General features: G+C 38.1%; 14 protein-coding genes and 1 pseudogene. 5 read left to right on the top strand and 10 right to left on the bottom strand.

Features of this window, described 5'->3' with window-relative positions:
• The first annotated feature begins 81 nt into the window (after positions 1-81).
• A complete protein-coding gene (gene hutG / locus ACOZBY_RS09530; RefSeq protein WP_031417889.1) occupies positions 82-1050 on the top strand; it encodes a formimidoylglutamase in 969 nt (322 codons plus the stop codon).
• The gene (gltS, locus tag ACOZBY_RS09525; protein WP_012294804.1) at positions 1047-2231 is read left to right on the top strand and encodes a sodium/glutamate symporter; all 1185 of its coding nucleotides are present in this window, start codon (positions 1047-1049) and stop codon (positions 2229-2231) included. The genes hutG and gltS overlap by 4 nt, the downstream gene beginning before the upstream one ends.
• Before the next feature lie 155 nt (positions 2232-2386).
• On the opposite strand, the gene ACOZBY_RS09520 is transcribed toward gltS, so the two are convergent.
• The 9 genes from ACOZBY_RS09520 to ACOZBY_RS09480 all read right to left on the bottom strand — a co-directional run bounded on the left by ACOZBY_RS09520 (position 2387) and on the right by ACOZBY_RS09480 (position 10150).
• Positions 2387-3655, bottom strand: a complete 1269-nt coding sequence (locus ACOZBY_RS09520; protein ID WP_036161931.1) for a polysaccharide deacetylase family protein — start codon at positions 3653-3655, stop codon at positions 2387-2389.
• 280 nt (positions 3656-3935) lie between these two features.
• Positions 3936-4331: a VOC family protein gene (locus ACOZBY_RS09515; protein WP_012294806.1), complete on the bottom strand. Its 396-nt coding sequence runs from the start codon at positions 4329-4331 to the stop codon at positions 3936-3938.
• A 36-nt stretch (positions 4332-4367) separates the two neighbouring features.
• Complete coding sequence (locus tag ACOZBY_RS09510; RefSeq protein WP_206700975.1) at positions 4368-4757, bottom strand: GNAT family N-acetyltransferase; 390 nt, start codon at positions 4755-4757, stop codon at positions 4368-4370.
• 154 nt (positions 4758-4911) lie between these two features.
• Positions 4912-5748, bottom strand: a complete 837-nt coding sequence (locus ACOZBY_RS09505; RefSeq protein WP_036163942.1) for a D-alanyl-D-alanine carboxypeptidase family protein — start codon at positions 5746-5748, stop codon at positions 4912-4914.
• Between the two features lie 88 nt (positions 5749-5836).
• Positions 5837-6451, bottom strand: coding sequence for a histidine phosphatase family protein (locus tag ACOZBY_RS09500; protein WP_036163945.1), 615 nt, complete (start codon positions 6449-6451; stop codon positions 5837-5839).
• Between the two features lie 55 nt (positions 6452-6506).
• On the bottom strand, positions 6507-6926 hold the full coding sequence (locus ACOZBY_RS09495) for a DUF3995 domain-containing protein (protein ID WP_031417895.1): 420 nt from the start codon (positions 6924-6926) through the stop codon (positions 6507-6509).
• A 104-nt stretch (positions 6927-7030) separates the two neighbouring features.
• Positions 7031-7537 (bottom strand): TetR/AcrR family transcriptional regulator, encoded by a 507-nt coding sequence (locus ACOZBY_RS09490; RefSeq protein ID WP_036161940.1) that lies wholly within the window; start codon positions 7535-7537, stop codon positions 7031-7033.
• 273 nt (positions 7538-7810) lie between these two features.
• Positions 7811-8302, bottom strand: coding sequence for a DinB family protein (locus ACOZBY_RS09485; protein ID WP_012294813.1), 492 nt, complete (start codon positions 8300-8302; stop codon positions 7811-7813).
• 159 nt (positions 8303-8461) lie between these two features.
• Entirely contained in the window at positions 8462-10150 is a 1689-nt protein-coding gene (locus ACOZBY_RS09480; protein WP_422762103.1) for an AAA family ATPase, read from the bottom strand.
• A gap of 93 nt (positions 10151-10243) precedes the next feature.
• Here ACOZBY_RS09480 and ACOZBY_RS09475 point away from each other — a divergent pair, with 93 nt between their 5' ends.
• The 3 genes and pseudogenes from ACOZBY_RS09475 to ACOZBY_RS09465 form a co-directional block, all read left to right on the top strand.
• A complete protein-coding gene (locus ACOZBY_RS09475) occupies positions 10244-10675 on the top strand; it encodes a hypothetical protein (RefSeq protein ID WP_422762102.1) in 432 nt (143 codons plus the stop codon).
• A gap of 78 nt (positions 10676-10753) precedes the next feature.
• Complete coding sequence (locus ACOZBY_RS09470) at positions 10754-11122, top strand: hypothetical protein (protein WP_422762100.1); 369 nt, start codon at positions 10754-10756, stop codon at positions 11120-11122.
• Positions 11123-11478: 356 nt separating this feature from the next.
• Positions 11479-11795 (top strand): annotated as a pseudogene (locus tag ACOZBY_RS09465) (transposase); the annotation flags it as partial.
• Between the two features lie 135 nt (positions 11796-11930).
• Here ACOZBY_RS09465 and ACOZBY_RS09460 read toward each other — a convergent pair.
• Positions 11931-12245, bottom strand: a complete 315-nt coding sequence (locus ACOZBY_RS09460) for a YbjQ family protein (RefSeq protein ID WP_025117383.1) — start codon at positions 12243-12245, stop codon at positions 11931-11933.
• Between the last annotated feature and the right edge of the window lie 13 nt (positions 12246-12258).

The following is a 12258-nucleotide window of genomic DNA, read 5'->3' as shown; positions in this document are numbered from 1 at the left end:
GTAATTATAATTATGTGAATATATAATGAATTACAACAATATTTTTTCTACAATAATATTTGCAATGGGGATGATAAGATTATGTACACAATGACAGATCAAAAACAATGGAAAGGCCGTATAGATTCTACAACAAATAGAAGCAGTTTCCGTTTACATCAACAAGTCAAACGAATCGCGATGAATGATGTAAGCGCTTCAGATAAGAAAGGTGCTGCAATAATTGGCTTTATTTGCGATGAGGGTGTACGTCGAAATCAAGGTCGAGTAGGAGCAGCAAATGGACCAAACGCACTACGTGAAGGACTATCTAGTTTACCGTGGACGTTTGAGGAGGAGCAACAAATCATTGATGTAGGGAACATCATTTGTCTCAATCACGCACTAGAGGAGGCACAGCGAGAGCTTGGTGATGTTGTTAGCACTCTCCTACAAAAGAAATTACAATGTGTTGTGCTCGGTGGTGGTCACGAAACACTGTACGGTCATTATTTAGGTGTTCGTGCGGCATTACCAAAGGACGCAAAAATCGGCATTATCAATATCGATGCTCATTTTGATTTACGACCATATGACGAGCAGCCTTCTTCTGGTACAATGTTCCGTCAAATTTTAGAGCAAGATCCACATGTCGATTATTTTGTTGTTGGCATACAACGCTATGGCAATACAAAAGAGCTATTCGAAAAAGCAGATGAGCTACAAGTGAAGTATGTAATAGAAGATGACATGACATCAGCGGCCAATATTCAGCCGTTAATGGATGATTTACAGCATTATATGGATCAACACGATTATGTGCTTTTAACATTATGTATGGATGTTTTAAACGCAGCAGCAGCACCAGGCGTAAGTGCACCTTCACCGTTTGGACTTGAACCGACAACTGTGCGTACGATTCTTCAAAAAGTGACTTCGCATCCACATACACACTCTTTTGATATTTGCGAGGTTAATCCATCATTAGATGAAAACGGACGAACGGTTAAATTAGGTGCCTATTTTGTCTATGAAGCACTGAACAACTTACTTGGGGGGCAAGGTTCATGATCGAAATTAATCAAATTACAACGGTGTTTCTAGCCGTAGCACTCTTTGCATTAGGCGGCTTTCTCATTAATAAAATTGGTTTTTTAAAACGATTTTGTATTCCAGCACCAGTGGTCGGTGGCTTACTGTTTGCTGCACTAGCGACCATTTTAAAGACTACTGGAACTTTAGAAATTTCACTGGATACATCATTACAAAGCTTGTTTATGATCACGTTTTTCACAACCATCGGCTTAGGAGCAAGCTTTAAGCTCGTTAAGCTTGGCGGAAAATTACTTATTATATACTGGCTAGCGTGTGGCTTCCTTGCCCTCATGCAAAATGTAATTGGTGTTTCTCTGGCATCATTAATGGGGATTCATCCTCTGATTGGTATGATGGCTGGTGCCGTGTCTATGGAAGGCGGTCATGGTGCCGCAGCTGCATTTGGACAAACATTAGAAGATTTAGGCATTTCCTCAGCGATGACAATTGGTGCTGCAGCTGCAACTTGTGGTTTAGTGGCTGGTGGTTTAATTGGTGGTCCAATCGTTAAATATTTAGTTGGAAAATACAATTTAACACCCGATGAACAAGAAGCTGAAGAAATCGAATATGAAAATAAACATGAACAAATTACATCCGATTCATTCTTTACTCAAGTTTTATTAATTACGTTCTGTATGGCTGTCGGTACTTATGTTGGAACATTATTCTCAGAAGCGACAGGCTTCGTTCTGCCAGGCTATGTAGGGGCTATGTTTGTAGCTGTCTTAGTCCGCAATATTATGGACAAATTTAAACCTGAAGCAATCAATATGAAGAGTATCTCATTAATTGGCGATGTGACATTAGGTGTTTTCCTTTCAATGGCACTGATGAGTATTAAATTATGGGAAATTGCTGATTTAGCGCTTCCATTATTTATCATCGTCTTTGCGCAAGTATTCTTTATTGTTGTATTCAGTACCTTCGTCTTGTTTAAATTACTCGGCAAAAACTACGATGCGGCCGTGATGGTTGCCGGTTTCGCAGGGCATGGACTAGGCGCAACACCGAATGCCATGGCCAATATGTCAGCCGTTGTCTCACGCTTCGGTCCTTCTAAAAAAGCATTTCTCGTTGTACCAATTGTAGGCGCCTTTTTAATCGACGTGTTTGGTATTCCTATTATTATTACAACTATTAATTTATTTAAATAAATAAAAGCCGTGCTTTGTCTCTAAAAGACTAGTACGGCTTTTTCCATTATGGTAAGGTCACTACTCCAGTTCCACTCAAAATTCATTGAAAGAATTCACCCAACAAAAAAATCTAAATCCTGAAAAATGATCGGATTTAGATTTTAGATCGTATATTATTGTAAAATTTCACTAACAGTAACAAACTCATAGCCTTGCTTTTGTAAATAAAGAAGGACATTATCTAAACCATTGGCAGTCGTTTGATGGATATCATGCATTAAAATAATACTGCCATCTTTTACAGATGCTTTCACATACGCTAAAATTTTATCTGGATTATGATGCTTCCAATCAAGCGTATCAATGGACCACAAGATTGAAGGAATTGTCATTACCGAACGAACTTGTTCATTTGTCGCCCCATATGGTGGACGGAAAACAGTTGGATACTGACCAATCGCTGCATAGATGGCATTGCTTGTGCCATTTACTTCTTGTCTGACACCCGAGATAGATAAAGCAGTTAATTTTTTATGGTTTGATGTATGATTGCCAATTTCATGCCCAGCGTCATAGATTTGCTTGACGATTGTAGCGTTTTTTGGAACATTTCTCCCAACCATAAAAAATGTTGCTTTTGCATCGTATTTTTGTAAAGTAGCTAATATTTGCGGTGTTACTTTGGCGTCTGGCCCATCATCAAAGGTTAAAGCTACACGTTTTTTTGAACCCTTTGGTGCTGGCACACCTTTATTATAAACTTTATTATTAGTAAGCTGGATATTGGCTAATTCAGAAGCTTTGACATACCCTTTTTGGTCGCCCGCTTCTACATAAGCCCAGCCCGCAAGCGTTATGTAATGCTGTACAGTCAACTTATTTGACAACGTTCCTAAAACTTCTCCACTTGGACTAGCCGTCAAGCGTAAAACAGCACCATTTGGAGCATAGATTTGCTTCTTTGTTGGTACAGGTTTCTTGAGAGCATTTGTTGCTACATAGCCTATATCTTCACCGTATTGGGCGAAAGACCAGCCTCCCGGTGCTGTGCCATATACATATACCATACGTCCTTCGTATAGTTGACCAACATGCCGAGCATTTTGACTTGGCTCCGTAAATAAAGAAGTGCCACCCTTCTGAATGACTAAATATCCCTCCGATTTTACCTTAACTAAAACGTCGGTTGTCACATAGCCGGCCTGTTCGGGCGTTTGAATATGTGTCCACCCTTTACTTGCTTGGGTTACTTGGATGAAGCTGCCCTTCACCACTTCTCCGATTGGCGTGCTATTTATGGATGGCTCCTCGAAAATAACCGCATCTTTATTAACCTTTTGAATCTTTACTGATCCTTCAGCACTTGCTGTCAGCTGCCCCATCATTAAGCCTAGTAAAAACGTCAAACAAAAAGCATAAGCATAAGGTAAAAATTTTTTCATTATTTACACCGCCCTTGATGTCTTTCCATGTCTGTAAAATTGCTAAGATTTAACTTTCATTATAGAGTAATCGTCTATACCAGAAAATAGTTATAATCAACTAGATTCCAAATTCAAGTTTTTTAGAAAGTCATGGATACAGTACTCCTACCCTATTTTCTATAAAACTATGCATCCATCATGTTGATTTCTGCACCAACATTTCTTGCTTCAAGTGATTCCCAATATTAGAAGCGTTTTAACAATACGAACAACGTATGCCATGCTGTAAGCATAAAATTTATGGTGCTACTAATTCAACCTTTATTCTATCAGGGTCCTCAAAATATACAGCGTAATGCTCTTCTCCCCCTCCAAAAGGATGCTTATTGGCATAAAGAATAGTAACACCCCTTTCTCTTAGTTTCTTTGTCATATCATCCACCTGTTGACGGGAACTTGCATGAAACGCTAAATGATTTAAACCTACACGACTTCGATGATAAGCGATATCCATAAACCTTTCTTTCGTTTGGACAAAAACAATATAGGTGTCGTCTATTTTCCAGCTCCGACCACTTTCCCATTCCTGAAAAGGTTGATAACCTAATTCCTCTAAAAACCATCCCCAAAAATGAATAGTGTTGTGCAAATTAGAAACATTTATTTCTATATGGTGAATAAGTCCTTGTGACAAATGGATAAGCTCCTTTTCAACAAATTTTTTACCTATTCATTTATTTATCCATTCATATTGAATATCCGGTAAATTCTCTTCATTTTTATACCCTCTTCCAATAATAGTAAATCCATTCTTTTCATAAAACCGTTGTGCGTTTTTATTTACTTCAAACGTAAATAGTGTTAATCTCCCATTCGACTGTTTTTTTACTTTGTCTAGTAATGTTTGGCCTACCCCTAATCCTTGATAATCAATATGAATATATAGCTGACTAATTTCACTTTCATTATAAGCAATTATTCCAATGACTTGATTATCCATTAGCGCTATATCTATTTGAAATTCTTCAAGTAATATATGGTTTAAAAAATAAATATGGCTTTCCATGCTATGCCTTTCTTCCTGGCCAATAGCCTGCTTCTTGCTGTCTCGCCACATCATCACGGTTTGTTCCGCATATGTGGGGTTATACGGGATAATTTTAAATGGGTGTTGGTTCACTATTCCTCTACCTCCATGGTATTTGGCAACTGTTATTTATTTATTTCTTTCATTCCCTCACAAACATTTATAGTTTAACATAAATAACCAACCATTATAGAGCATCGTAGGCTGTCAAAGCATCTTCGATATGCGGGGGTGGTGTCCAAGCATAGCCTGGAGCATTTGTCGTAATAAACAGAAATTTCCGCCCATCTTTTTCCATTAAAGATGCTAGACATAACCCTGCCTCTGGCGTATATCCCGTTTTTCCGCCCAAGATTGTTCCATCCATGCCAGGCATTCTCGTAAATAATGAATTAGATATTAGCAATGCTGTAGGAACATGTGTCGTGTATGTTTTCGAAGTAAATATTCGATAAAAAGTAGGGTTTTCTAACGCATAACGGAGAAGCTTACTAATATCCTGTAAGCTTGATACATGTGCCTCATCATGTAGGCCACTTGTATTGACAAAATGCGTAGTGTCCATGCCAAGTTCCTGCGCTTTATTATTCATGTAAGTGACGAATTCATCCTCACTGCCAGCGATGGCTTCAGCAAGAGTACCCGATGCATCTGCTCCTGATGCAAGCAATGTGCCATATAATAAATCTTCAATCGTGACAAAATCACCTGCATGAAAGCCAGCCATAGAGGCATTTTGAGCTGTATATTTGGCAATTGTTTGTGGTTTGACAATTGTTTGCATTTGTAAATCATCCGTCATTTCAATCGCAACAATTGCAGTCATAATCTTAGTTAATGAAGCAGGATAAATAATGGCATCCGCATTTTTTTCAAATAATACCTCGCCCTGTTCATTCAGTAGCAAAGCATTTTTACTATGTAAGGATGGTAGCTCCAGCTGTGCAAACTCTTGTGTTTTGTTTGTATAATAGAAAACGAAAATCACGATAATTATACAGCAAAATAAGACCGATTTTTTCATAAAAAACGCCTCCTACACATTATAATAGGCGGCAATTTTGAATATTCCTTAAGTTTAGAAGAAAAAAGCTCCAATACGCTTTTATCCGTTAATAATCATCTTCGAAATTAGAACAAATTCTTGTCACTTCTTGATTAGCTAATTTAAAAAACACATCTTGAGAAACCTCTAATTTAAGTGCATCTTCTTTATGAAGTCCTGCATAAATCCCTCGTAAAATACGTCCCGTTAGACCGTGTGAGACAACAATCACTTTTGGATGATGCTGCTGAATCTCTTTAAGCCAAGAGGACAATCTGTTTACTACCTGTTCATAGCTTTCCCCATCTGGCGCATGGAAATACCAATTAAAGGCATCTGTGTTCAACAATAAATTAGGCCAAGTTTGCTGAATCTCTGACATTTTTAATCCAGCCCATTGCCCAACTGCCACTTCTGTTAATCGTTGATCAAACTCCACATTATTCTTATCGTAATCAATCGTTTCACAAAGTATTTCTGTGCTCTCCACGGCTCTTCCGAGTGGGCTTGATATAATTTTCCAATCATGAGCATGACCGATGAAGGCTTTCAGCATCCGAGCATTTTGTTGCACTTGCTCTCGACCAAGCTCCGTAAGAGGTGAATCTAGTTGTCCTTGATATCTTCCCTCCGAATTATATTCAGTCTCCCCATGACGAAGTAAGTAAATCAATTGCTGCATTAATTGGTTCCCCCTATCAATAGCTTACTCTCATCATGTTAGAGGATTCATACTTTTAAAGCAATAACATGATATAAACGAAGCCCAAAAACAAACATAAGGGACTGTATAACTTCGTATCATGTTTAGCAAATTGAGAATGCTTGATGGTTTTAAAAAAACCAACATATTTGAAATCACCAATTGCTCGTATACTAAAAACAATAGCACAGATGATACATCCCACTTTTGAATAGGTGGAGGCAGGGATGGCAGTTATATACCCCCCTTGGACAAGAATGAGAACACTCGCTGTTAGAACGAGCATCGCCACACTGAGAGTTCCCCATCTTCTAGGACTGAAAACTGCTTGTTGACTGCCTTCTTTCATGGGAATAACAGCTCCAGCCCCCCAGCCCCCGCCGAATGCCCAATATACATGAATAATACTTATCAACGATAATAGACACACTGAAACTAGTGATAAAATAAACATAGTCGTTCCTCCCTTTCTAGTAACAACATACGCCATCGTATGTTTAGAGGATAAATATAGTCCCTAGAAATTTGTTATTTACCTTCTTAGGGACTCATCAATTGCTATAACAGCAGCTTCACCATTTTCTCTAAATCAAAATGAGGGTTGGCTTCATATCGAGTCATCCAGCCAACATAGGTTAAATAAGCAAGCCTTGCTCGATCGATTGATTGTTCTCCATCCATACCCTTTTTTTGATAAAGCTTGGCAACACAGTCAATTCGTTGTTCCTCAATTTGAACAATGCGAGTAGCGACATGGGCATCATATTTAGACCAAGCATAGATGCCCATTTCTATTTTCTTATCTTTATGAAAACTTATACGCAAGAGCTCTTCTAATGTAGCTCCTTCCTGCTTCATACTTTCAATAATGGCCTTTGTTGCATGTGTTTCCCAATAATCGAGCATGGCCTCTAATAGTTGCTGATGATCACGAAAATAATGATAAAAGCTGCCTTTACTAATGTTTAAGGATCGAGCTAGTGCCTCGATACGTACTTTATGTATACCGTCTTCTGCTAATTGTTGTAGGCCAGCTTTTATCCAATCATCTCTCGTTACTTGCATGATCATCCTCCTGTAAAATACGATAGCGTATGTTTTGTCTTATATTACCACTTTAGTTATGACTCTTCAACTTTTCTCGCCTTTATGATGAACATTGATATGGTTATTCACTGTAAAATTGATGGTGAGCACACGTGGTAAAATAGCACAAACTAGAATAAAGGCTATGAGCTTTTTCATTCGCTTCCCCCTTTTCTTTCGGCATTGTCATTGCTCTGGTATAAAATATAGGAACATCCGAGTTGGACGTTCCTATGCTCTACAGAATCCTTTTTAACAGTCGCGTTGCCCTGGCCAGCCCCCTAGCATTTTACTTAGACAGACGATTTGTCCAATATGATAGGCGTCATGCATGGCTATACTCTTCAGTTCAAGTACTAATGTTCGTTCTCCACGGACCTCCCTCTCCAATTCCTCTTGTGTTGATTTTGCTAATATGTTTTCAAGTTCACGATGTACATACAAATATTCCTCTTTTGTATCCTTCCAATTTTGCAACGTCAAAGTTGGTAAACGGAAAGTAGCGTCATTATTTTCTGCCTGCGGTTCATTCTCTGTTTCACCAAAATATCGCATGAGGAGTCGCTTTTTATAGAAAAGTAAATGACAAACGATTTCCCAAATGGAATTCGTTGTCCCCTCAATCGGTTTCCAGATTGCCTGTTCAAGCGTAATATCCTCTAGCACTTTTTCAAGCGGTGGAAACCAGTCTTCCTGATCTAAGCAGCTAGTCCATTGTTGTAATAAAAGTGTCTTTACATCCATTTTCTTTTCCCTCCCATTTGGTGAATACCCTTCCTATGTTGAGAACTATTAGACTAGTTGTTTTCTTTTGCTTATTTCGCTCTTTATTCCAGCTAAGGCTTTTAATTTAATTATCGACTAGCCGACTCACACTAGAGCAGACCCACAACCATATTATTTTTAAAAAGTATTATCAAATAAATTTTCCGCCATGCCCAATAAGATGTCATGCTCCTCAAATGTCATCAGCTGTTCCTTTGTAATCGTTGCCTGTTGGATTAGCCGGTTTGACTGAATGGTTACTAGTTTTTCAAATAAGTTTCGAATATAACGACCGTTCGAGAAATTAGAGATGTTTTCTATTGGTATTTGATTCAGCTGCCTTTTCATATGATGGGCAAAGGATTCACCATAATGATAGTCATTCGTTTGACAAAGCATAGCAAAAATCTCATAGAGTTCCTGCGTACTAAAGTTATCAAACTGTACAAAATGATTAAAACGTGATTTAAAGCCTGGATTTGATTGTAAAAATTCATCCATAAGCTCTGTATAACCGGCTACGATGATCACTAAGTCATCTCGTAAATCCTCCATCGCTTTTAATAAACTATCAATGGCTTCCTTGCCAAACGCATCTTGTTTATCATTGATCAAGGAATAAGCTTCATCAATGAAAAGAACACCTCCTTTTGCTTTATGGACCACTTCTTGAACCTTTAATGCTGTCTGTCCCACATATCCTGCTACAAGTCCTGCACGATCAGTTTCCACAAAATGACCGCTAGATAGTACACCTAGATACTTATAAATTTGACCGATAATACGTGCCACTGTTGTTTTTCCTGTGCCCGGATTGCCAGAAAACACAAGATGATAGGTAATAGGAAAACTTGTTAAGCCATGGTCCACCCGCAAACTTTGAATTTTTATAAAGTTAATTAAATTATGTAGTTCCTTTTTGGCATTTGGCAGACCTACAAGGCTATCCAGCTGCATTTGTAGTTTCTCTATCTCTTGCTCGATTTCAGGCGTAATCCGCAACCGTTCATCATCGATAAATTCGCCACTGTAAATAAGCTTTCCTTCTTCATTATAAAAGTCACCACGTCCATGCTTTTTGCCCTGCACTAGCTCCCCTATATAAGAGGCCTGTCCATTTGCATAATAAAGTACTCCTTGTCCTGTCATCGCATCCTCTTTAAACTGGCCTTCAGCTTGTAGGACCCCTTGTCGAGAATAGATTTTTCCTTTACCATGCTTCATATCTTCAAAGAAGTAGCCTTCATATTGGAGCGTTGTCACACCAAGAGAAAGCTCCTCAGCTGTCGGTGATTCCGTAGAATAATAGAGCTTCCCCGCCCCCTGCATATGATGCCAAATAAAATCACCTTCGTACTGTAAAAAACCATTTGGATAGTATTGTTTGCCTTTACCCTTTTTCATGCCATGAACAAAATCACCCTCATACTGTGGCTGATTTAAATGAGGATATTGTTCTCGCAAAGAATGATAAGGGGCAATGAGATCTTCTTTATAATATAAAACGCCATAACCATCCATTAAATCGTTCCGAAAATGCCCTTCATAATGAATGAAACCATTCTTATATAAAATGCCATGACCTTGTTTTTTATTTTGAATAAATTCGCCCTGATAAATAAGTTGCCCTTTTAAATACATCCTGCCATTTCCTTGTTTCATATGATTGACGAATTCACCCTCGAATAATCGTTCACCATCTTGGTCAAATAATATGCCTTTGCCGTCATAAATATCGTGACCAAAATCATTCTTTTTGACACCACCTTGATACATGATCGTTCCATCTGGATAAAAAAGTTCTTTTTCTACATGATTATGTGTCATTTTATTGCCTTCCTTTATCATTTCAGTATATGCTCAATTATAGCGTGGATAAGAATACATATGTGCGAATTTTTAGAATTTAAGGAGAAGAGCATGAAAAAAAGATATAAAATAGTTCTAGGCATTTTACTACCACTACTTATTCTGTATATCTCTACAATGCTGTTAACACGTGACACGGATTTTTCAACGGAGGTTACGGAACGACTTGATGTAGAGGAAATTAAGTCGATTGAAATTATTCGTGCCTCAGATGAAAAGACAATAACGATAACAGATGCAACAGAAATGAATCAAATCATGCAGCAACTGAACGAGCAACCATTAAAAAAAGTATGGTTTACTAAATCTAATTTTACAGAGGCTTATTGGATAACATTGGAAATTAACAGCGACCGTGAAGTTGGCTTACGTTTAGATGATGCCGAACATTTATTTGTTTATTTATATAAAGAAAACTATATGAAGGATTACAAACTTACAAGTGATTTCGATATGTCATTCATAGAAAAGCTTTTTCAGTAAAAAAACATAGACACACTCCATGCTAATGGATATTCCTATCCGTGATATAAGTTCCCATACCTTTTGAAGGGGGTAAAGATGAGGATTAAACTTTTTATTAGTTCCCTTTGTATGTTGTTCTTATTTGGTTGTATACCAAAGGCTTTGACTTTTTCAGGTGAAAATGAGAACTGGGAAGTACAGTTTGAGGTAACCTATCACAAAATGAAACAAGAACATTGTGGTGCTACAAGTGGTACTATTCGGTATATAGGCGATAAACCTCTTCCTAAGCAAATTGACTATACACTCCAGCATGAAACAGAAACTTCTGGTTCAGATTCATTGGATAAAAATGGTGTTTTCATAATGGCTAACGGATGCTCCAATGCAGTTGAAAGTACAGAGGTTGAAATCACCATAAACTGGGATAACCAAACAGAAACGATACCTTTAACAGTTAGATAAAATAGAATGGTTTGTCCATAACAAGAAAAAGAGAAATCGAAGTCCGATTCCTCTTTTTTATCTGCTAATGATCATTTTGTTGCATAGACTGAAACAAAATTTTATATTCAAAAATGGAGACTCGAAAAAAGGACATTCATTCATTTGATTAAATAAAGTAAAGCCGTTGATTTCCACTATGGGCGGACGCTTTCCGCGGGCGGGGTCGAGCTGCTTCCCTCGCTTCGCTCAGTCCAGGATCTCGACTTTCCCGCTTTTCCCACTGGAGTCACCGCCCTTCGTTCCCATCAACTTCTACATAAAGTACCCCATCTACATAGGTAAATTTTTGAGAAACATCGAAACTTTTGAATGGTGCGAAGTGTCCAAGCCTTTCCCAATGTATAGAAAGTAAGAATCACAAAAAGCTCATTCAACGCCATATTGGGGAACTGTATGTGGAGGAAGCTGAACATTTACGCCATTCCTATGACATCAAACAAATTTATGCAAGCGTAAAGAAACGATTGAGCATGTCTTTGCCGATGCAAAGGAAAAGCATGGTATGCGATGGACAACCTAGAGGTCTGAAAAAATTGTCCATGTAGGCGATGCTTACTCTCTTGCTACCATGAATTTAAAGAAACTAGCTACTTGGACGTGGCAGGCGGCTTCAAAGAGTTGTTATACTTGAAGAGTCTGTTTTATTGGATATCAAATTACCATTTTTAAACATAATGAAAGAGAAAAAAATGACAAAAGGAATTGAGTGTGAACTTCTCAATTCCTTTTGTCGACAGTCTGAAAGGACTTTAATTCATTTACTATATTATTTTAATCTGACAGCTGTGCCATATACTAATACTTCTGATGTACCATCCATCACGGAAGACGTTGCATAACGAACGCCAACAACAGCATCTGCGCCTAATTGTTTGGCCTCTTCCTCCATTGCCTGTGTGGCTATTTCACGGGAGCGCACTAACATTTCAGCATACTCTTTCATCTCTCCGCCCACAATATTTCGAAGTCCAGCCATCATATCACGCCCAATGTTTCTTGACTGCACAGAATTCCCCTTCACTAAACCTAATGTTTCAATCACTTCTTTTCCAGCTACAACATCTGACGTTGCTAATAGCATCATTATTCCTCCT

Origin of the sequence: Lysinibacillus sp. NPDC056220, assembly GCF_049315265.1 — a bacterium.
Lineage (GTDB): Bacteria > Bacillota > Bacilli > Bacillales_A > Planococcaceae > Lysinibacillus > Lysinibacillus pinottii.
Note: the sequence above shows the minus strand (reverse complement) of the source record. Positions and strands in the feature narration are given on the sequence as shown.

Coding starts and splice junctions, on each gene's coding strand:
- ACOZBY_RS09475 (WP_422762102.1), top strand. CDS start 10,244: ATGAAAAAAAGATATAAAATAGTTCTAGGCATTTTACTACCACTACTT.
- gltS (WP_012294804.1), top strand. CDS start 1,047: ATGATCGAAATTAATCAAATTACAACGGTGTTTCTAGCCGTAGCACTC.
- ACOZBY_RS09495 (WP_031417895.1), bottom strand. CDS start 6,926: ATGTTTATTTTATCACTAGTTTCAGTGTGTCTATTATCGTTGATAAGT.
- ACOZBY_RS09485 (WP_012294813.1), bottom strand. CDS start 8,302: ATGGATGTAAAGACACTTTTATTACAACAATGGACTAGCTGCTTAGAT.
- ACOZBY_RS09490 (WP_036161940.1), bottom strand. CDS start 7,537: ATGCAAGTAACGAGAGATGATTGGATAAAAGCTGGCCTACAACAATTA.
- ACOZBY_RS09520 (WP_036161931.1), bottom strand. CDS start 3,655: ATGAAAAAATTTTTACCTTATGCTTATGCTTTTTGTTTGACGTTTTTA.
- ACOZBY_RS09460 (WP_025117383.1), bottom strand. CDS start 12,245: ATGCTATTAGCAACGTCAGATGTTGTAGCTGGAAAAGAAGTGATTGAA.
- ACOZBY_RS09500 (WP_036163945.1), bottom strand. CDS start 6,451: ATGCAGCAATTGATTTACTTACTTCGTCATGGGGAGACTGAATATAAT.
- ACOZBY_RS09510 (WP_206700975.1), bottom strand. CDS start 4,757: ATGATGTGGCGAGACAGCAAGAAGCAGGCTATTGGCCAGGAAGAAAGG.
- hutG (WP_031417889.1), top strand. CDS start 82: ATGTACACAATGACAGATCAAAAACAATGGAAAGGCCGTATAGATTCT.
- ACOZBY_RS09480 (WP_422762103.1), bottom strand. CDS start 10,150: ATGACACATAATCATGTAGAAAAAGAACTTTTTTATCCAGATGGAACG.
- ACOZBY_RS09505 (WP_036163942.1), bottom strand. CDS start 5,748: ATGAAAAAATCGGTCTTATTTTGCTGTATAATTATCGTGATTTTCGTT.
- ACOZBY_RS09470 (WP_422762100.1), top strand. CDS start 10,754: ATGAGGATTAAACTTTTTATTAGTTCCCTTTGTATGTTGTTCTTATTT.